Genomic DNA, 21419 nt, shown 5'->3' with positions numbered 1-21419 from the left:
CTTAAACCATCAATTTATAAGATAGATTATACTCTATCTTTCGACTCCCTAGAAAGGAGGTGATCCAGCCGCAGGTTCTCCTACGGCTACCTTGTTACGACTTCACCCCAATTACTAACCCCACCTTCGGCCGCGTCCTCCTAAGTTAGACTACGGACTTCGGGTGTTGCCAGCTCTCATGGTGTGACGGGCGGTGTGTACAAGGCCCGGGAACGTATTCACCGCGACATTCTGATTCGCGATTACTAGCAACTCCAACTTCATGTAGGCGAGTTTCAGCCTGCAATCCGAACTGGGGGCAGTTTTTGAGGTTTGCTCCACCTTGCGGTCTTGCTTCTCTCTGTACTGCCCATTGTAGCACGTGTGTTGCCCTGGACATAAGGGGCATGATGATTTGACGTCATCCCCACCTTCCTCCGCGTTAACCGCGGCAGTCTTGCTAGAGTGCTCAACTAAATGTTAGCAACTAACAACAGGGGTTGCGCTCGTTGCAGGACTTAACCTAACATCTCACGACACGAGCTGACGACAACCATGCACCACCTGTATCCCTGCCCCGAAGGGCTTCTCTTATCTCTAAGATATTCAGGGTATGTCAAGTCCAGGTAAGGTTCTTCGCGTTGCTTCGAATTAAACCACATGCTCCGCTGCTTGTGCGGGCCCCCGTCAATTCCTTTGAGTTTTAATCTTGCGATCGTACTTCCCAGGCGGAGTACTTATTGTGTTTACTGCGGCACAGAAGGGGTCGATACCTCCTACACCTAGTACTCATCGTTTACGGCGTGGACTACCAGGGTATCTAATCCTGTTTGCTACCCACGCTTTCGTGCCTCAGCGTCAGTTACGGTCCAGAGAATCGCCTTCGCCACTGGTGTTCTTCCTAATCTCTACGCATTTCACCGCTACACTAGGAATTCCATTCTCCTCTCCCGCACTCTAGATATCCAGTTTGAAATGCAGTGCCCGGGTTAAGCCCGGGTATTTCACATCTCACTTAAATATCCGCCTACGCACTCTTTACGCCCAGTAATTCCGGACAACGCTCGCCACCTACGTATTACCGCGGCTGCTGGCACGTAGTTAGCCGTGGCTTCCTCCTTGGGTACCGTCATTATCGTCCCCAAAGACAGAGCTTTACAATCCGAAAACCTTCTTCACTCACGCGGCGTTGCTGCATCAGGCTTTCGCCCATTGTGCAATATTCCCCACTGCTGCCTCCCGTAGGAGTCTGGACCGTCTCTCAGTTCCAATGTGGCCGATCACCCTCTCAGGTCGGCTACGCATCGTCGCCTTGGTAGGCCGTTACCCTACCAACTAGCTAATGCGCCGCGGGTCCATCTCAAAGCGGATTACTCCTTTAAATCAGTCTCCATGTGAAAACTGATTATTATGCGGTATTAATCTCCCTTTCGGGAGGCTATCCCCCTCTTTGAGGTAGGTTACCCACGTGTTACTCACCCGTCCGCCGCTAATCCACTCCCGAAGGAGCTTCATCGCTCGACTTGCATGTGTTAAGCACGCCGCCAGCGTTCGTCCTGAGCCAGGATCAAACTCTTAATTTAAAAGTTTGTATTGACTCTTCTTATTACGAAATTACTTTTTTAGCTGCTCTCACAGCTCAAAAGAATTGCTGGTTTATTCTAAATAAGTTGTACTTATATCTTCCTCTGTTTAATTTTCAAGGATCATTTTGCTGTCTCACTTCGACAGCTTTTATAGTATATCATCTATTTCTTACTTTGTCAACATCTTTTTTTCAAAACTTAATTTTGAATTGCACGAGACATTACAATTGATATTCTCAAATTAATATCTTCGCTTGATGACGACAGTTGCTATTCTAACACATTACGTATATGCATAATTCAAAAATATCACCATTATATAAAATTATCTTATAATATATACACCATAATACTTATTCCTTAAGTATTCTTATACTGACACACTAGGTTATGTTGTTTTTTTAATATAAACAGAGTTCTTTGCGTCAGATGGAGTTTTGACTCCACCTGATGCTTAGAAATCGTTATCCAGGTACGTAGCTGCTCTTTACTCCCACTTGGAGAAGTGGGAGTATTAGAGCAGGTAGTCATCGGATAACAAAATAACCAGAACTCTCGGTATCAGACACCTAATGCTTATTAACAGCCTTCCTAACTTTTTAGAAATTAGAGTACATTATCCAAATATGTAGCCTATCTAATGCTCCCACCTAAACAAGATAGGAGCCACCAGATAAAATTATCATTTTTTATTATTCAAGGCTTTTAGCATTCTTTAAAAAGCAATTAGCCATATCACACTGACAGTAAAATTGAAAGTTTTCTAGAGATTTTTGCAAAGCATATAAAGTATAACTCACCATATCTTTTTTTGCATTTTCACCCATATGTCCTATTCTTACTACTCTCCCTTGTAAATATCCAAAAGATCCTGCTATTAAAACATTGAAATTATCTACCATATATTTTCTAAGCTTAGATTCATCTATTCCTTCTGGGACTTCAATAGCTGTAACTGTATTTGAATATCCATTTTCATTATAAAGGCTTAATCCTGCCTCTTTAACTGCTATCCTAACACTTTTACCTATTTCCCTATGTCTTTTCAAAATATCTTTATCTTTTAAAATATTATCCACCGCTACTTTAAGTCCAACTATATCACTTATAGGAGGCGTATATGGAAACCACTTTTTCTCATAGTAATTTTCCCAGGCTAGCAAATTACAATAAAAAGACCTTATTGGTTTTTTCCTATTTCTCATAACTTCAAAGGCATCTTGACTTATACTTAATATTGTAAGTCCTGGAGGTGCAGAAATACACTTTTGTGATCCACCTACCACTATATCTATATTCCAATTATCTACTTCTAACTTTTCTCCTCCCATAGCAGATACACTATCTACTACAGTTAATATTCCTTTTTCTTTAAGCATAGGACATATTTTTGATATGTTATTTAACATTCCTGAAGGGGTATCGCAATGGACAACTGTAGCATACTTAAACTTACTATCTTTATCTAAAAATTTCTTCAGTTCATCCACATCTATTTCCCTTTTTCTATTTCCTTTAAAAAACACTACTTCTCCGTCATAAAGTTTTACAAAATCAGCAAACCCTTCACCATATATGCCATTATCAATTACAAGTACTCTATCTCCTTCTTCTGTAAGAGAAGCACAAGCTGCTTCAAGACCAAGTATTCCTTCCCCGCTTAATATTCTAACCTGATTTTTAGTATTTAAAAATTTAGCTATATCTTCACAGGTATCTTTATAAAAATCATAAAATTGAATATCTAAGTCAGGATTTGTACATCTTTCACTTCTGGCAAACCTAACATTATCTCTAACTTCTGTAGGCCCAGGCGTCATTATATATGGAGCTTCCATAAAAATCACCTCTTAAACAATTTTAGTTAGAATTATATCATCGACTATATACTTTTCAAAATGTATGCATACAATTTGAAAATACACACATTATATCAATAATTTAACCTATACTTAATTCAAAATGCATTTAAAAGCTCTTTATATGCTAAAATATAATTGACGTTGATAGTTTAAAGGAGGGACTTCTTTTATGAATGCTAAAGAAGAGCTTATAGAAAAAATCAAAAAAATATGTGATGGATATGATGAAACGCCTACTGGCGGATACATTTTTGGTGATGGGCCTATTCCTTGTAATATATTATTCATAGGTGAAGCTCCAGGCAAAACGGAGGTAGAACAAGGTAAACCTTTTGTTGGAATGGCAGGAAAGACCTTTGGAAGTTATCTAAACTCCATAGGTTTACAAAGAGATAATATTAGAATAACTAACACTTGCTTTTTAAGACCAATAAAAATAAATCAAGGGAAAAATGGGAGAAAAACTATAAGTAACAGGCCTCCTAAAACTTCTGAAATTGAACTATTTAAAGATATACTAAATAGAGAAATTGAGCTAGTTAATCCTAAAATAATTGTAACTTTAGGAAATACTCCTTTAAAAAGATTTACTAAATTTAACTCTATAGGTGAATGCCACGGTAAAATCTATTTTAATGAAGATTTGAAAAAGGATATATTCCCTATGTATCATCCATCTGCATTAACTTATAATAGAAATGATTCTTTCAAACTTATGTATGAAAATGACTGGAAAAAATTAAAGAACACTCTAAATAGTATTTAAGGTTCCCTTTTACTAATTATATATTGTAAAAACTCTATAAAAATAGCTTCTATGATGATTTATCATAGAAGCTATTTTTATAAATGGCGTATCTTTATAAGATAGATTCTTTTTATTATATTATTTCTTTAAAGTTTTCCAGTTGCTTTAATAATTTTATAGTATCTTCTATATCATTTATTGATACCATTTCAGATGTGGAATACTTGTATCTACATGGTACTGCAATTTCTCCGGTTCTTATTCCAATTCTCTCTTTATGCACTAATTCCCCTTCAGATTTACCTGTACTTATGCTGTATTGTAAATTTATTTCTGATCTCTTAGCACAATTTTCTAACATCTCTTTTATATCTTTATGCATTATAAGTGAACTATCCATAATTTTAATTACTGGTCCTTCATCTATATTTATGTTGTTTTTTCTTTCCTCCGCATTTGTGGCATTTTCAGTACCAACTATTATACAATAATCAGGGTTTATATTATTTGCAGCAATTCTAGCACCTATTCCTCCTATTTCACCTTGTGATGCAAATACAAAATCAAGCTCTGCATTTTCTACTTTTACATATTCTATAAGCTTTAAAAGTATATAACATCCTACCTTATTATGTAAAAGTGGGCTTATAACATTGTTGTCACCTACACTTAAATACGGTCCTACAAGGGATGCCATATCACCTTCATTTACCTTTTTTAAAGCATCTTCCCTTTCATTCACGCCTATATCTACAAATTCGCCTTCGTGAGAAGTATATATTTTTCCTAAGGTTCCATTATCAAACCTTATAAAACTATGGGATATATCTTCCTTTTTAAAATTTCCTATGTTGTCCACCCTTATCATGCCATCATCGTCTATATGGTTTACTATAAATCCTACAGAATCCATATGAGTACACAGCATTATTTTAGTTTCACCAGAACCTAATTTTACTATTACATTACCTATATCATCTTCATACATATCTTGATTAATTTCATTTAAACGTTCCTTTATTACTTCCCTCACTTCATCTTCTTTACCACTAACTCCAAAAGAATTGATTAATTTTATTAGAAGTTTATCCATAAAAATTTCACCCCTCAATATTTTAAATTATCATCTATAAATCTGACAAATAACTTTTTACCAAAGTTAAAGTACTTTCATAATCCATCAAGCTGCACATTGAAATATTATAATCCATATGTTTGCATGGTATTAATACCGCTGCTGTCTTGCAGTTATTAATAGGTAAACGGACTGGTTTAAGTTTACTTGTATCCTTAGTACTTATGCTCTTTTTATAAGCAATTCCCATATTATCTGCCTTATTTCTAATAGACTTTACAATGTCTCTATTAAATATAGACTCTTCCATATTAAAAGGTATAACGGGTCCTCCTGTAAGTTCATTTGTTTTTAAATATTCCGGTACGCCTTCACCATCAGTACTATTTATAGTATCTAAATCTATCATTATATCAGGCTTAACATTGTAAGCTGCAGTATAAATTCCTCTTTTATCTATATTTCCCTGGACATAAAACACTCCATATAAATTACACTCATATTTTTCCTTCAATAATTCTAAAAGTATAGAACATCCTATTCTATTATCTAAAGCCTTGCCTTTTACCAAATTGTCTCCAAAATTAGAAAAACTATTGTCAAATACTACAAAATCTCCAAGTGAAACAGTTTTCCTACACTCATATTTACTTGAGGCTCCAATATCTATACACATATCATCATAAGATATATTTCTATCCCTTTCACTTTTATTCTGAAGATGTATTGGTTTTATGCCTATAACACCATGTACTTTTTTGTTTCCAATTAAAACAGTTTTACAAGGCAATGCTCCTTTTTCCATTTTACCTAAAGTTGAAAACTTTAGAGTCCCATCATCATTATAAGCTGTAATTATAAGACCTCTCTCATCCATATGAGAAGCTATCATTATTTTAGGTGAAGAATTATCATTATTATCACTATGGACTATAACGTTTCCCATTCTGTCTACAGTTACATTATCAGTAAAAGTGTACAACTCCTCTTTTATTACATTTCTAATTTCTTCTTCGTAACCAGAAGGTCCTATACAGTTAGATAGCTTTTCTAAAAGCAAAATAATCCCTCCAATTCATCCTCTTTTAACTCTTGAATAAACCTAGCCAAAAGTCTTCCTGTGTTTTTGATATCTTTCAAATTTACCACTTCTACAGAAGTATGCATATACTTTATAGGAATAGATATAAGAAGTGTAGGTATTCCCCCTTCTGCAGTTTGAATATCCCAAGCATCAGTTCCAGTGTTTCCCGGCTCAACTTCAATTTGGTATGGAATGCTATATTTATCTGCAGTTTGTATTATCCTATTTTTAATTTTAGTATGTATATTAGGACCTATACATATAACTGGCCCTGCTCCCAGCTTATTTTCCCTATCGCTATCCCCTAAAGTTCCACCATCAAAAGTAACATCAAGTGCTATACCTATATCAGGTTTAACTTCGTAACTTGCCATTTTGGCTCCTCTATGTCCTACTTCCTCCTGACATGAACACACAAAGTAAACATTTAAATCTGGATTTACATTTTTAAGTTCTTCCGCACAAACGTACATGGCAAAAATACTAGCTCTGTTATCTATTGACTTACAACTTACATTGTCATTTAAAAGCCCTACCATTTTTCTATCTAAAGTAATATAATCTCCTACCTTAATTAAACTTCTTAATTTTTCTGTGCAAAAACCAGTTTCTATATATAGGTTTTCCATACTAACTTTACTTTTTTGTTTATCACTATAATCATATTTTAACGCCACAACTCCAGATACATTTTCTTTTCCATGAATGATAACTTCTTGAGCAACAAGGCTTTTGGCATCTATTCCTAATCCTTTAAATTTTATAAAACCTTCTTTTGTTATTTCTTTTACCATTAAAAAAATTTCATCTGCATGAGACATTATCATTAATTTTCTAGAAGTTTTTCCTTCTTTATGTATATACATATTATTAAGCTTACTTATAGTTATATCTCCAAATTGGTTAAAATTATCTTCTATAATAGAATACAGCCAATCTTCTCTGCCACTTGGTGCATGAGTTTCACATATTTCTTTGAATAAATCTAAGTCCTCCATTTTTACCTCCAATCAAATACATTGATAATTTAATTACACATTAGTTATCATATATTCTGCATCTAACTTTATAACCTATCATAATCCAATTATAGCATACATATAAACAGAGTTCTTGACATCAGATGGAGTTTTGACTCCACCTGATGCTTAGAAATCGTTATCCAGGGATGTACCTGCTCTTTACTCTCACTTGGAAAAGTGGGTGTATTAGAGCAGGTAGCCATCGGATAAATAAAAGTTTTCACTTAGAAACTTTACGTAAAATTTCTAGGTGAAAACTTAATTTTATTCACTATATCTTATTCTATCTACAATTGATTCCTTTTTTAATTTATTTTCAATTAAATATGTTATGAGTATTGTTATTATAGCAAACGCTAAAATCAATACCAAAATTGAACCTAGTGGTAATTTATATTCTGCATAATCTGCTCCGGACCTTTTAAACAATTTAAAACACAGGTATCCCAAAGATGTTCCAAAAATTATAGACATTAAAGAGCTTCCAAGAGAATAATATATTCCTTCAATTTGAAGCATCTTACGAAGCTCTCTATCTGAAAGCCCAACAGCCTGAAGCATTCCGTACTCTTTTTTTCTAGTAAGTATACTTGTAATCATGGTATTTATAAGATTTAAAATTCCAATAAGGGCTATAATACCAATAAAGCTCATTGCAATAATTTGCATTCCCATATACTGACTTTCAAGTTCCTTTTTGTAATCTGTATTTGAATCATAGAATATCCTATTGTCTTTTTGTGAAATTGATTTAATTTTGCTTTTTATAGATTCAAACTTGCTGCTGTCAATATCTATATATACTCCTGCCATTTTGTTGTCATTTGCACTAACTAACTTGTCCTTAAATTCTCCTCTTGTAAACACATCTTCGTGGGTTATAAGGTCATATCCATCTATTTTCCAGCCAAAGCTTCCTATGTTCTTACTAACTATACCTGCCACAGTAAATTGTTTTTTTATACTTTCTGTTTGTTTCCCATTTTTATCTACTGCAATTGATAAATTTATTTTATCTCCAACTTTATATTTGCAAATTCTGTTATCATTTTTATCATAATTAGTTGCAACTAAAACTTCATCTTTACTTTTTAATTCCTCAGAAGATATTTTTCCCGCTATTAAATATTTTTTAAATTTACCTAAAAGATAATCATCATATCCATATAGTCCATAGCTTAAATTGTTTACAGATATATTCCCGGTATATTTTTCAGTACTGACATTTTTAACCCCTTTAATATTTTTTATATTATTTATTATCTCATCATTTAAAGGATTACCCTCTGTTTCTGTGCTTGTTAATGAAAATTCGTGTTTAAAATCTTGTTTTGTGAGATTATATATATTCATACTTTTAAGTACAGTACAAATTACAATAAATAAAATGCCGCTCATGGTAAGAGAAATCATAGTCATAATTGTTCTCTTTTTATTTCTCCAAAGATTTAAATGTGCAATTTTAGATATAGATATTTTCTTAATTGAATTTCTTTCTTTTTTCTTTGAATTTATTTCTACACCGCTGTATCTCATTGATTCTACTGGAGATATTCTCGAAGAAAGCTTTTCTGGTTTTCTAAGGGAAATTACAACTGCTAATAAACTTATTAGTGCCGAAATAATTATAATATATGGTGAAGATTTTATTTCTATGGAGTACTTTGATATTAGTAGTTGCCTTACTATATAATATATTACATGTGCAAATATAATCCCTATTGGAATTGCTATAATTGATAAAGTAAATCCTTCTTTAAATATAACTTTTCTAATTTGCTTTTTAGTTGCACCAATTGCAGAAAGAAGACCAAATTGTTTTATTCTTTCAATAACAGATACATAAAATATATTATAGATAACCACCATAGTTGCAATTACTATAATTAAAGCTATAACAAGAAATGATATTAGTAATGATGGATCTCCTCCTACTGCACTTATATACAGCGAATTTGTCTTTATATTTTCATCTTTTAAACCAATACTATGTCCAATATCAAAAACAGTGCTCATAATATTTCTATGATTTTTAACCCTTACATAACATGCCGTTTTTATTTTATATAAATTTTGAGTTACAAGTTTTTTTGATACTACACCTATGACATTATTTTGCTGCTTACGTATTTTATCATCGCTTAATATTCCACTTAAAATAAAATCCATACTTTTATTGTTTTCATCTTTAATATGAATGTTTTCTCCTATTTTAGATTTTACCTTCAATTTATCAAGTACCCATGATTCTAGTGCTATTTCATTTGATTTTTGAGGCAAGTTTCCTTGTTTTAATTTCACATTCGTCATATCTGCCCCTGCATAATCTGTATAAAATAACTCCATTTGAGAATCACTTAAATCTTTATTTTTTATAGTTTTAAATGGAATGCATTTACCTACCTTTTCAATTTTTCTATTGTTTTCTAACATTTCAATTTGTTTATTATTTACATTAATATACACTCCATGATAATTTCCCATTTGTTCTTCAGCTGAATTTATTATAGAACTTTGTATGCTGTAAAACATTATTCCTGATGCAGTTATAAGACAAGTAGCTAACGCTATAGTGAGTATGATCAGTATATTCTTTGTTTTAGAAAACTTTAAATTCTTCTTGGCAAGATTGGATATATAATTCATACTTACTCCCTCCCTTGCACTATTTTTCCGTCTTCAATTCTAATCACTCTATCACCCATCTGTGCAATTTTATCATCATGAGTTATCATAATTAGAGTTTGATGATATTTTTTTACTGACATCTTCAAGAGCGCCATAACTTCTTGCGCTGTCTTGGAATCAAGATTTCCTGTAGGTTCATCTGCAAGTATTATAGAAGGTTTAGCTGCAAGAGCTCTACATATAGCCGTTCTCTGCTGCTGCCCACCTGACAGGGCATTTGGCAGTGAATTTTTCTTATTATATATATTCAAAGTTTCCATAAGTTCTTTAACATAACTTTCATCTACCTCTTTACCATCAAGTCCTATTGGGAGTGTTATGTTTTCCCACACATTTAAGACAGGTATAAGATTATATGCTTGAAAAACAAAACCTATATTTCTTCTTCTAAATATGGCAAGCTTATCATCCTTCATTGAAAATATATTCTGTCCTACAATATAAACTTCCCCTGATGTTGGTTTATCAAGACCTCCAACCATGTGAAGCAGTGTACTCTTACCTGAACCTGATGTACCAATTATTACAACAAACTCCCCTTCATCTACAAAAAAACTTACATTATCGACTGCTTTAACTAAATTCTCATCTTTCCCATAATATTTTTTTAGAGATTTTACTTCCAATACCTTCATAACATTACCTCTCTTCAATATTTAATTATTATACTTAGAGGATAACATGTTAATATTACAATTCACTTTCAATATCACTTACATTTTTGTAAGAAAAGGCTGAATTTACTTCCTTCCCCTAGCTTTGAATCAACCATTATACTTCCACCTTGCTCTTCTAGTATCTTTCTTGTAAGATATAATCCTATACCAGAACCTTCAGATTCTTGAACTATTTTACAATTTCCTCTAAAAAATCGTTTAAATATCTTGTTGAAGTCCTCACCTGGTATTCCTATACCAGTATCTTCTATATCAATTCTTATAAAAAAATTCATATCAGTCATACTTACATTTATTTTCCCATTACTATCTGTATACTTTATGGCATTTTCCAGTACATTAACTATTGCTTCTTTAGTCCATCTCACATCATGGAAAATAGAAAATTCATATACATTTTCAACATTTATCTCTATATTTTTTTGCAGAACTTTTGAATAAACTCCTTCTATAGCTTTATGTATTGTATACTTTATAGACCTTTTTTCTTTTTTTAGCTCAATCATACCAGCTTCAAGCCTGGACAACTTTATAAGGGAACCTGTAAGCCACTCAAGTTTTAAAACTTCTTCTTTTATTGTATTTAAAAATTCTCTTTTTTCATTTTTACTTATACTTTCATCTTCTATTAAAATTGAATTAAAGAGTTTAATTGAGGATATGGGAGTTTTTATTTGATGTGAAATATCTGTAACAAGATACTTTATATTTTCTTTTTCCCTATACAATTTTTCGATATTTAAATTAAGTATTCTGCTTAAATCACACATTTTAGAATATATCTTAGACAAAATTCCTTCATTAAAGCTATTCATATCCGTCAAGAGTTTTCCATTTACTGCCTCATCAACACTATTTAATATATACTCAAGCCTTTTCATAACATATAAACTGCAGCTTCTGAAAATCAACATTGATTCAATTAAGATTACTATAAACAATATAAAATTAATTTTTATCATATTATATACATTTTTATTAAATGCATCATCATTCCATGCTGTAACTTCATCACCATAACCATATTTTTTAGCAATACTTTTTCCATATTCCAAATTTTTAGCATCATATTTTTTAAACAGCACAGTTTTTACAATTTCAGTTTCATTTTCAGGATTTAATCTTGTAAGTGTTCCAACTAATTGAAGTGTAGAATTTATATTTTGTTTATACACTTGTTCAGTTATATAGTAATTTACAAAACAAGTTATCACGGAAATACTTAATATAGTAATAATCATTATATTAAATACTTTCTTCAATAAGGGATTTTCTTTTAAATATTCAATCATATCTTTACACATCCTTCTATCCATATATACCCCATTCCCCTAACATTCTTTATATATTTAGGCTTTGAAGGATTATCCTCTATTTTTTCTCTAAGTCTTCTTATATTTACCGCTATAGTATTGTCATCTACAAATGTGTTATCTATGTCCCATAATTTATTTAAAAGCTGATCTTTGGTTATGATTTGTCCTGCATTATCCATTAAATACTTTAAAAGTTTTATTTCAGTCTTACTTAGAAATAATTCCTCTTCGTTTTTTAACACTTTCATATCCGTTATAGAAAAAACTATATCTCCGGATACGATTTTTTTGCTTTGATTTTTATTAGAATTTCTTCGAAGTAGAGCATTTATCTTAGACATTAATACCATAAGACTAAATGGCTTGGCTATATAATCGTCTGCTCCCATATCAAGTCCTGTTACAATATCAATTTCTTGATCACAGGCCGTTAAGAATATAATAAGTAAGTCATTTTTTTTCCTAACTTCCCCACATAAATCAAATCCATTCCCATCGGGCAAGCCTACATCAAGGATCATAAGGTCAACACTATTTTCTGCTAATATTATTTTTGCTTCTTCAATAGTTCTTGATGAAAAAACCTTATATCCTTCTTTACTTAATTTAAAGCTAATTCCCCTATTTAATGATTTATCATCTTCTACCAATAAAATACTTTTCATTACACCTAATCCTCTACTTTTCAATTAATAAATATATAAATATTTTATCACAGTAAAATTGATATACTAGTACAAATTCGATATACTAATACTATAATTTAAACATAAGGAGGCACTCATGTCAGATTTAGCAAGTTACGTTACTAAAAAAATGATACTTTATTTTGGAAATGATATAAAAAGAATAAATCATGCTTTAAAAGTACATGGTTTTAGCAAAACTATAGGTCGATTAGAAGGATTAAATGATAATGAAATGCTTATACTTGAATTAGCTTCCATACTTCATGATATAGGGATTAAAGAAAGCGAAAGGAAATATAATAGTTCAGCTGGAAATTATCAAGAAATTGAAGGGCCTCCCGTAGCTAAAGAACTGCTTAAAGAAATAGATCTAGATGATACAGCAATTGAAAGAATATGCTTTTTAATAGGTAATCATCATAGTTACAATAAAATTGATAAAATAGATTTACAGATATTGATTGAAAGCGACTTTTTAGTAAACGCATATGAAGATAATATTAAAATATCTGATATAGAATACATGAAAAATAAATATTTTAAAACTTCTACAGGAAAAGAACTGCTTAATTCAATTTACATTAAGTAACTAAAGCCATATTCTATGGCTTTTTTCCACGTAAAAAAAGAAGTACATTCAAGTACTTCTTTTGGTGGCTCACCGGGGAATCGAACCCCGGACAACATGATTAAAAGTCATGTGCTCTACCAACTGAGCTAGTGAACCATATTACCTGGCAGCGACCTATTCTCCCACAGGGCCTCCCCTGCAGTACCATCGGCACTCTGAAGCTTAACCTTCCTGTTCGGTATGGAAAGGGGTGTTACCTTCACGTCATTACCACCAGATTATCATCGAAAATTGCTATAAGCTTCTCATATTTTCGTCAAGTCTTTCATTGCGGTGCTCATTTACATAAGTAAACTCTGCTCCTCATTCAAGCCTTTCCTCAATCTGCTCGCTTCTATCAATTTTCATATATATTAACTTTTAAGAGTTCAAATTACTCTGTCCTCTCAAAATTGCACAGTAAACTTTTTTTCTTTCGTTTTTATTTGGTCAAGCCCTCGACCTATTAGTATCAGTCAGCTTAACAGGTTGCCCTGCTTACACCTCTGACCTATCTCCTCGTGTTCTTCGAGGGGTCTTACTAGCTTACGCTATGGGAAATCTTATCTTGAGGTGGGCTTCACACTTAGATGCTTTCAGCGTTTATCCCTTCCCAACTTGGCTACCCAGCTATGCTCCTGGCGGAACAACTGGTTCACCAGCGGTCGGTCCATCCCGGTCCTCTCGTACTAAGGACAGCTCCTCTCAAATTTCCTGCGCCCGCGACGGATAGGGACCGAACTGTCTCACGACGTTCTGAACCCAGCTCGCGTGCCGCTTTAATGGGCGAACAGCCCAACCCTTGGGACCTACTTCAGCCCCAGGATGCGACGAGCCGACATCGAGGTGCCAAACCTCCCCGTCGATGTGAACTCTTGGGGGAGATCAGCCTGTTATCCCCGAGGTAGCTTTTATCCGTTGAGCGATGGCCCTCCCACGAGGTACCACCGGATCACTAAGCCCGACTTTCGTCCCTGCTCCACCTGTTTGTGTCGCAGTCAAGCTCCCTTCTGCCTTTGCACTCTTCGAAGAATTTCTAACCCTTCTGAGGGAACCTTTGTACGCCTCCGTTACTTTTTAGGAGGCGACCGCCCCAGTCAAACTGCCCGCCTAACATTGTCCCGTCTCCAGTTTCATGGAGCCCGGTTAGAATTCCAGTACTATCAGGGTGGTATCCCAACATCGACTCGGTAATGGCTGGCGCCACTACTTCCTAGTCTCCCACCTATCCTGTACAGACAATACCGAAATTCAGTGCTAAACTGCAGTAAAGCTCTACGGGGTCTTTCCGTCCAATCGCGGGTAGCAAGCATCTTCACTTGCACTTCAATTTCGCCGGATTTGTTGTCGAGACAGTGCTCAAATCATTACGCCATTCGTGCGGGTCGGAACTTACCCGACAAGGAATTTCGCTACCTTAGGACCGTTATAGTTACGGCCGCCGTTTACTGGGGCTTAAGTTCTGACCTTCGCTTGCGCTAAGTCTTCCCCTTAACCTTCCAGCACCGGGCAGGCGTCAGCTCCTATACTTCAGCTTTCGCTTTAGCAGAAACCTGTGTTTTTGATAAACAGTTGCTTGAGCCTTTTCTCTGCGGCCACTTGCGTGGCTCCCCTTCTCCCTAAGTTACGGGGTTAATTTGCCTAGTTCCTTAACAACAATTCTTCCGATGGTCTTAGGATTCTCTCCTCACCTACCTGTGTCGGTTTGCGGTACGGGCACATAAAAACTCCATAGAGACTTTTCTCGGCAGCGTGAAATCAGGTACTTCCCCTTGCGGGTTCCCCATAACACCTCATCATTGATATACCGGATTTTCCTGGTATACCTGACTCGATGCTTAGACATACATCCATTTGTATGCACACCTTATCCTCCTGCGTCATCCCTTTTGTCAAACGCTTTTATGCGGTATCGGAATTTCAACCGATTGTCCATCACCTACGCCTTTCGGCCTCGGCTTAGGTCCCGACTTACCCTGGGCGGACGAACCTTCCCCAGGAAACCTTAGGTTTTCGACCAATAAGATTCTCACTTATTTCTCGCTACTTATGCCAGCATTCTCTCTCCTGTACAATCCACCGTTCCTTCCGGTACGACTTCTACTCATACAGGATGCTCCTCTACCACTCTTTCGAGTCCACAGCTTCGGTGGTAAGTTTTAGCCCCGGACATTTTCGGCGCATGATCTCTTGACTAGTGAGCTATTACGCACTCTTTAAATGAGTGGCTGCTTCTGAGCCAACATCCTAGTTGTCTTAGAAATCACACATCCTTTCCCACTTAACTTACACTTTGGGACCTTAGCTGGTGGTCTGGGCTGTTTCCCTTTTGACCACGGATCTTATCATTCGCAGTCTGACTGCCGGAATTCAAGTATATGGCATTCGGAGTTTGATAAGGTTCAGTAACTGTTGTCAGCCCCTACCCCATTCAGTGCTCTACCTCCATTACTCATTTCCGACGCTAGCCCTAAAGCTATTTCGAGGAGAACCAGCTATCTCCGAGTTCGATTGGAATTTCTCCGCTATCCACAGCTCATCCCATGGTTTTTCAACACCAACGTGGTTCGGTCCTCCACGGAATTTTACTTCCGCTTCAACCTGGCCATGGATAGGTCACTCGGTTTCGGGTCTACAACATACAACTTTTCGCCCTTTTCAGACTCGGTTTCCCTCCGGCTCCGTACCTTAAGTACTTAACCTTGCTGCATATCATAACTCGCTGGCTCGTTCTACAAAAAGCACGCCGTCGTACTTTACGTACTTCGACTGTTTGTGGACACACGGTTTCAGGTTCTATTTCACTCCCCTCCCGGGGTTCTTTTCACCTTTCCCTCACGGTACTCCTTCTCTATCGGTCACCAGGTAGTATTTAGCCTTGGGAGGTGGTCCTCCCTGTTTCCCACAAGGTTTCTCGTGTCTCGTGGTACTCTGGATTAGATCTGACTGCTCTTTGTTTTCATTTACAGGGCTTTTACCTTCTACGGCGGAGCCTTCCAGCTCTCTTCAATTAACACTTCACAGTTTTTATGACCTATCCGCAACCCCAGGAACAAGTTCCTGGTTTGGGCTCTTTCCCTTTCGCTCGCCGCTACTTAGGAAATCGATGTTTCTTTCTCTTCCTCCGGGTACTTAGATGTTTCAGTTCCCCGGGTTTGCCTCTACAAACCTATGTATTCAGTTTGCAGTACCTAGCGTTGTCTAGGTGGGTTTCCCCATTCGGATATCTCTGGTTCTCTGGCTATTTGCGCCTACCCAGAGCTTTTCGCAGCTTATCGCGTCCTTCTTAGGCTCCTGGTGCCAAGGCATCCTCCATGCGCCCTTTGTAGCTTGACCTTTATTGTCGAAAATTGCTATTAGCAATTTTCTTTGTATCATCTTAAATCTTTAAAATGATATTAAAGTTTATTCTACAAAGGTTATATTATAACCTTAGCTTTACTTTATTTCTTATTTACTGTGCAATTTTCAAAGGACAATTTTTCAATTTACATTCCTAATTGCTTGTAAACTGAAAGAAGAATCTATCTGATCCTTCAAAATTAAACAGAGTAGACTTTCTAACTTACTTAAACCATCAATTTATAAGATAGATTATACTCTATCTTTCGACTCCCTAGAAAGGAGGTGATCCAGCCGCAGGTTCTCCTACGGCTACCTTGTTACGACTTCACCCCAATTACTAACCCCACCTTCGGCCGCGTCCTCCTAAGTTAGACTACGGACTTCGGGTGTTGCCAGCTCTCATGGTGTGACGGGCGGTGTGTACAAGGCCCGGGAACGTATTCACCGCGACATTCTGATTCGCGATTACTAGCAACTCCAACTTCATGTAGGCGAGTTTCAGCCTGCAATCCGAACTGGGGGCAGTTTTTGAGGTTTGCTCCACCTTGCGGTCTTGCTTCTCTCTGTACTGCCCATTGTAGCACGTGTGTTGCCCTGGACATAAGGGGCATGATGATTTGACGTCATCCCCACCTTCCTCCGCGTTAACCGCGGCAGTCTTGCTAGAGTGCTCAACTAAATGTTAGCAACTAACAACAGGGGTTGCGCTCGTTGCAGGACTTAACCTAACATCTCACGACACGAGCTGACGACAACCATGCACCACCTGTATCCCTGCCCCGAAGGGCTTCTCTTATCTCTAAGATATTCAGGGTATGTCAAGTCCAGGTAAGGTTCTTCGCGTTGCTTCGAATTAAACCACATGCTCCGCTGCTTGTGCGGGCCCCCGTCAATTCCTTTGAGTTTTAATCTTGCGATCGTACTTCCCAGGCGGAGTACTTATTGTGTTTACTGCGGCACAGAAGGGGTCGATACCTCCTACACCTAGTACTCATCGTTTACGGCGTGGACTACCAGGGTATCTAATCCTGTTTGCTACCCACGCTTTCGTGCCTCAGCGTCAGTTACGGTCCAGAGAATCGCCTTCGCCACTGGTGTTCTTCCTAATCTCTACGCATTTCACCGCTACACTAGGAATTCCATTCTCCTCTCCCGCACTCTAGATATCCAGTTTGAAATGCAGTGCCCGGGTTAAGCCCGGGTATTTCACATCTCACTTAAATATCCGCCTACGCACTCTTTACGCCCAGTAATTCCGGACAACGCTCGCCACCTACGTATTACCGCGGCTGCTGGCACGTAGTTAGCCGTGGCTTCCTCCTTGGGTACCGTCATTATCGTCCCCAAAGACAGAGCTTTACAATCCGAAAACCTTCTTCACTCACGCGGCGTTGCTGCATCAGGCTTTCGCCCATTGTGCAATATTCCCCACTGCTGCCTCCCGTAGGAGTCTGGACCGTCTCTCAGTTCCAATGTGGCCGATCACCCTCTCAGGTCGGCTACGCATCGTCGCCTTGGTAGGCCGTTACCCTACCAACTAGCTAATGCGCCGCGGGTCCATCTCAAAGCGGATTACTCCTTTAAATCAGTCTCCATGTGAAAACTGATTATTATGCGGTATTAATCTCCCTTTCGGGAGGCTATCCCCCTCTTTGAGGTAGGTTACCCACGTGTTACTCACCCGTCCGCCGCTAATCCACTCCCGAAGGAGCTTCATCGCTCGACTTGCATGTGTTAAGCACGCCGCCAGCGTTCGTCCTGAGCCAGGATCAAACTCTTAATTTAAAAGTTTGTATTGACTCTTTTTATTACGAAATTACTTTTTTAGCTGCTCTCACAGCTCAAAAGAATTGCTGGTTTATTCTAAATAAGTTGTACTTATATCTTCCTCTGTTTAATTTTCAAGGATCATTTTACCGTCTTACTTCGACAGCTTTTATAGTATATCATCTGAGTTTTAATCTGTCAACATGTTTTTTTATTTCTTATAAAATATATAAAACATATTCGCTGAAATCTTTTTTCTCAAGACAACGAAGATTATTATACCACAGGTTAAAGTTCTATAATACATAATAATTTAAAAATTTTAAGTTTATATCACTAATACTTCTATATTCTATTTATTTCTACATTTTTTATATAAAGATACACATGGATATGTTTATGTAATTTATACTTACAACCCCCTGCTTTTAAAGACCAAACCTTACTCTTTTTATTATTATTCTCTTGGATTAATCTTATTAAAAGTTAAATGATCCTGCCACTTCCCATTTATAAATATGTACTTTTCATTCAATCCAATTTCCTTAAACCCACAACTTAAAAGAACTTTCTGAGATCTTATATTATCTACTAATGTAGAAGCTTCTATTCTATGAAGGTCCATTTCATTAAAGGCATACTCAAGAGTTAATTTTAATGCCTCTTTCATATATCCCTTCCCCTGCTCATCTTTATCTATAGAATATCCTACAAATGCGCTTTTAAACACTCCCATAACTATATTAGATATCTGTATCTTTCCTATAAACGTTTTATCCTTATATATTCCAAGATTCACACTTTTTCCGCTCAAAAATTCCCTGTAACTTTCAATTAAAATTCTCTTTTGAATATCTAAAGTATAAAAATTTTTTTCACGGTCAGGCTCAAATTTACTCAGATAATCTTTATTCTTTATATAATAATTTAGTACACTTTCTGCATTTTCTGGCGTTAGTACTGAAAGGTTTATCTTACTACCTTTTATATGTAATCCCCTATTAATGCTTATGTTTTTAAATTTATCTAGTTCTAACCCAAATAATATTTCATTCTTATATCCAGAATCAGACTTAATACTATTTGCTATTATACCTTCGAGTTCAAATCCTAGATCTGTAAATGCAGCTATATTTATATCTTCATCTGCTAATATATTTATTTTATTTAAATTAGCATTTTTAAAAAGTATTTCTATAAATATACTAAGTGAATTTTTAAGCAACCTGTAACTAGATTCCCCCCACTTATAAAATTTTATTCTAATTATACAGCATTTATTTTTAGAGGAAATTTCAATTATGAACACCCGTCCTAAAGTTATGCCACAGTTATCCCTTATTATATATTCACTATTACTCCCACTAACTAAACTAATGGTTACAAGTTGTTCTTTAAGCATTTCTATCTCTCCCAATTAAATCAATACTATAGAAATTCCAATTTAAAAATTAATTCTTATATTTTTGCATATACTAATTTAAAATTAAACTTTCTTAATTAATTATAACATAAAAAATGGCTATTATTTTATCAGTAAAAATGCTTTTTCTTCCTTAATACTAGTTATAATAATCTTTCCATTAAATAAAAACTTCAACCTAACAGGCTGAAGCTTTATTTAATATTATCCTAATATTATAAAGTTAACTGGTCTATAGTGATTCTAATTGAATTTTGTTAGTATAAGTAAATTTTCTACTTAGAACTCCTATAATATTTACTTTAATTCATGAATGAATAAACCACTTCTAAGTTTAGGTTCAAACCAGGTGGATTTAGGAGGCATTACTTTTCCCGCGTCAGCTATTCCCATTAAGTCATCTAATGTAGTTGGATACATGGAAAAAGCAACTCCTTCTCTCTCCTTGTCTACCCTTTTTTCCAATTCATTAAGTCCCCTTATTCCTCCTACAAAATCAATTCTAGGATTTGTACGTGGATCATCTATTCCAAGAATTGGATTCAATAAGTTATTTTGAAGGACAGAAGCATCTAGTTTTTCAACAACATCACAAGGATCATAAGTACCCTCTTTTGCTTCAATCTCATACCACTTTCCACCTAAATACATACCATAAGTATGTTTCTTAGACGGTCTATAAGGATCTTTACTTTCATATTCTTTCACATTAAACTTTTCTGAAATCTTATTCATATATTCATCACGGGTAAGGCCATTTAAATCTTTTACAACTCTGTTATAATCCATGATACTTAACTCTGAATCCGGGAAAAGTACAGACAGGAAGAAATTAAATTCTTCATCTCCCTTGTAATCTGGATTTTCCTTTCTTCTTTTAATACCAACTTTAACTGCAGAAGCTGTCCTGTGATGACCATCTGCTATATAAAGACTGTCTATATTATTAAACAACTGACAAATAGTATCTATTACCTTGTCATCATCTATAACCCATATAGTATTTGTAACGCCGTCCTCAGCTACAAAATCATAAACCGGTTTTTTTTCATTAGTCCACTTATCTACTATATCATTAATTTTTTCATTATATCTATATGTCAAAAAAATTGGTCCTGTATTTGCATCACAAGTATCAACATGGTTTATTCTATCCTGTTCCTTGTCTTTTCTTGTAAATTCATGCTTTTTTATTTTATTATCAATATAATCATCTATGGAAGTACATCCTACTATACCTGTCTGTGCCTTTCCATTTCTAATCAGTCTATATATATAGAGATTTTTCTTATTATCTTTTATAAGTAAATTATTATTTATCATGTTTTGCAAATTTTCATTTGCCTTTTCATATACTTTTTTATCATAAGGATCTATATTTGTATCTAAATCAATTTCAGCTTTATCTATATGCAAAAAAGAATATGCATTATCTTTTGCCATTTCTCTTGCCTCTTCACTATTCATAACATCATAGGGAAGTGCAGCTATTTTACAAGCTACATCTTCCCTTGGTCTTATGGCTTTGAAGGCTTTTAAAGTTGCCAT

General features: G+C 35.3%; 12 protein-coding genes, 1 tRNA gene and 4 rRNA genes. 2 read left to right on the top strand and 15 right to left on the bottom strand.

Annotation, left to right across the window (positions count from 1 at the left end; genetic code table 11):
• Nucleotides 1-52 precede the first annotated feature (52 nt).
• Both CLAU_RS10885 and CLAU_RS10880 read right to left on the bottom strand, forming a co-directional pair.
• Nucleotides 53-1562, bottom strand: a 16S ribosomal RNA gene (locus CLAU_RS10885).
• A 695-nt stretch (nt 1563-2257) separates the two neighbouring features.
• The gene (locus CLAU_RS10880) at nt 2258-3403 is read right to left on the bottom strand and encodes a pyridoxal-phosphate-dependent aminotransferase family protein (RefSeq protein ID WP_013236811.1); all 1146 of its coding nucleotides are present in this window, start codon (nt 3401-3403) and stop codon (nt 2258-2260) included.
• Nucleotides 3404-3596: 193 nt separating this feature from the next.
• On the opposite strand from CLAU_RS10880, the gene CLAU_RS10875 reads away from it, so the two are divergent.
• Entirely contained in the window at nt 3597-4193 is a 597-nt protein-coding gene (locus CLAU_RS10875) for a uracil-DNA glycosylase (RefSeq protein ID WP_013236810.1), read from the top strand.
• A 115-nt stretch (nt 4194-4308) separates the two neighbouring features.
• On the opposite strand, the gene CLAU_RS10870 is transcribed toward CLAU_RS10875, so the two are convergent.
• From CLAU_RS10870 to CLAU_RS10840, 7 genes are all read right to left on the bottom strand, one after another.
• Nucleotides 4309-5268, bottom strand: coding sequence for a hydrolase (locus CLAU_RS10870; RefSeq protein WP_013236809.1), 960 nt, complete (start codon nt 5266-5268; stop codon nt 4309-4311).
• A 34-nt stretch (nt 5269-5302) separates the two neighbouring features.
• The gene (locus CLAU_RS10865) at nt 5303-6310 is read right to left on the bottom strand and encodes a zinc-binding metallopeptidase family protein (RefSeq protein WP_023162522.1); all 1008 of its coding nucleotides are present in this window, start codon (nt 6308-6310) and stop codon (nt 5303-5305) included.
• On the bottom strand, nt 6301-7332 hold the full coding sequence (locus CLAU_RS10860) for a zinc-binding metallopeptidase family protein (protein WP_013236807.1): 1032 nt from the start codon (nt 7330-7332) through the stop codon (nt 6301-6303). Before CLAU_RS10860 ends, CLAU_RS10865 begins: the two co-directional genes overlap by 10 nt.
• 288 nt (nt 7333-7620) lie before the next feature.
• The gene (locus CLAU_RS10855; RefSeq protein ID WP_013236806.1) at nt 7621-10002 is read right to left on the bottom strand and encodes an ABC transporter permease; all 2382 of its coding nucleotides are present in this window, start codon (nt 10000-10002) and stop codon (nt 7621-7623) included.
• 2 nt (nt 10003-10004) lie between these two features.
• The gene (locus tag CLAU_RS10850) at nt 10005-10679 is read right to left on the bottom strand and encodes an ABC transporter ATP-binding protein (RefSeq protein WP_013236805.1); all 675 of its coding nucleotides are present in this window, start codon (nt 10677-10679) and stop codon (nt 10005-10007) included.
• Nucleotides 10680-10753: 74 nt separating this feature from the next.
• On the bottom strand, nt 10754-12037 hold the full coding sequence (locus tag CLAU_RS10845) for a sensor histidine kinase (RefSeq protein WP_013236804.1): 1284 nt from the start codon (nt 12035-12037) through the stop codon (nt 10754-10756).
• Nucleotides 12010-12702, bottom strand: a complete 693-nt coding sequence (locus CLAU_RS10840; protein WP_013236803.1) for a response regulator transcription factor — start codon at nt 12700-12702, stop codon at nt 12010-12012. The genes CLAU_RS10845 and CLAU_RS10840 overlap by 28 nt, the downstream gene beginning before the upstream one ends.
• A 118-nt stretch (nt 12703-12820) precedes the next feature.
• On the opposite strand from CLAU_RS10840, the gene CLAU_RS10835 reads away from it, so the two are divergent.
• A complete protein-coding gene (locus CLAU_RS10835) occupies nt 12821-13315 on the top strand; it encodes an HD domain-containing protein (RefSeq protein ID WP_013236802.1) in 495 nt (164 codons plus the stop codon).
• Nucleotides 13316-13377: 62 nt separating this feature from the next.
• Here the strand turns inward: CLAU_RS10835 and CLAU_RS10830 are convergent.
• From CLAU_RS10830 to CLAU_RS10805, 6 genes are all read right to left on the bottom strand, one after another.
• A tRNA-Lys gene (locus tag CLAU_RS10830) sits at nt 13378-13453 on the bottom strand.
• A gap of 5 nt (nt 13454-13458) precedes the next feature.
• Nucleotides 13459-13575 (bottom strand): 5S ribosomal RNA (gene rrf / locus CLAU_RS10825).
• Between the two features lie 207 nt (nt 13576-13782).
• Nucleotides 13783-16672, bottom strand: a 23S ribosomal RNA gene (locus tag CLAU_RS10820).
• Between the two features lie 284 nt (nt 16673-16956).
• Nucleotides 16957-18466, bottom strand: a 16S ribosomal RNA gene (locus tag CLAU_RS10815).
• Together the 16S, 23S and 5S rRNA genes with 1 tRNA gene alongside form the textbook arrangement of a ribosomal RNA operon.
• Before the next feature lie 439 nt (nt 18467-18905).
• On the bottom strand, nt 18906-19850 hold the full coding sequence (locus CLAU_RS10810; protein ID WP_013236801.1) for a GNAT family N-acetyltransferase: 945 nt from the start codon (nt 19848-19850) through the stop codon (nt 18906-18908).
• Between the two features lie 318 nt (nt 19851-20168).
• Nucleotides 20169-21419, bottom strand: coding sequence for a DUF1015 domain-containing protein (locus tag CLAU_RS10805; RefSeq protein ID WP_029170131.1), 1251 nt, complete (start codon nt 21417-21419; stop codon nt 20169-20171).

Source organism: Clostridium autoethanogenum DSM 10061, from assembly GCF_001484725.1.
Lineage (GTDB): Bacteria > Bacillota > Clostridia > Clostridiales > Clostridiaceae > Clostridium_B > Clostridium_B ljungdahlii.
This window is presented reverse-complemented; position numbering and strand designations above follow the sequence as displayed.

What these genes read in the sequence shown, in the direction of transcription:
- CLAU_RS10880 (WP_013236811.1), bottom strand. Translation starts at nt 3,403, where the DNA reads ATGGAAGCTCCATATATAATGACGCCTGGGCCTACAGAAGTTAGAGAT.
- CLAU_RS10875 (WP_013236810.1), top strand. Translation starts at nt 3,597, where the DNA reads ATGAATGCTAAAGAAGAGCTTATAGAAAAAATCAAAAAAATATGTGAT.
- CLAU_RS10870 (WP_013236809.1), bottom strand. Translation starts at nt 5,268, where the DNA reads ATGGATAAACTTCTAATAAAATTAATCAATTCTTTTGGAGTTAGTGGT.
- CLAU_RS10860 (WP_013236807.1), bottom strand. Translation starts at nt 7,332, where the DNA reads ATGGAGGACTTAGATTTATTCAAAGAAATATGTGAAACTCATGCACCA.
- CLAU_RS10855 (WP_013236806.1), bottom strand. Translation starts at nt 10,002, where the DNA reads ATGAATTATATATCCAATCTTGCCAAGAAGAATTTAAAGTTTTCTAAA.
- CLAU_RS10850 (WP_013236805.1), bottom strand. Translation starts at nt 10,679, where the DNA reads ATGAAGGTATTGGAAGTAAAATCTCTAAAAAAATATTATGGGAAAGAT.
- CLAU_RS10845 (WP_013236804.1), bottom strand. Translation starts at nt 12,037, where the DNA reads ATGGATAGAAGGATGTGTAAAGATATGATTGAATATTTAAAAGAAAAT.
- CLAU_RS10840 (WP_013236803.1), bottom strand. Translation starts at nt 12,702, where the DNA reads ATGAAAAGTATTTTATTGGTAGAAGATGATAAATCATTAAATAGGGGA.
- CLAU_RS10835 (WP_013236802.1), top strand. Translation starts at nt 12,821, where the DNA reads ATGTCAGATTTAGCAAGTTACGTTACTAAAAAAATGATACTTTATTTT.
- CLAU_RS10810 (WP_013236801.1), bottom strand. Translation starts at nt 19,850, where the DNA reads ATGCTTAAAGAACAACTTGTAACCATTAGTTTAGTTAGTGGGAGTAAT.
- CLAU_RS10805 (WP_029170131.1), bottom strand. Translation starts at nt 21,419, where the DNA reads ATGGCAACTTTAAAAGCCTTCAAAGCCATAAGACCAAGGGAAGATGTA.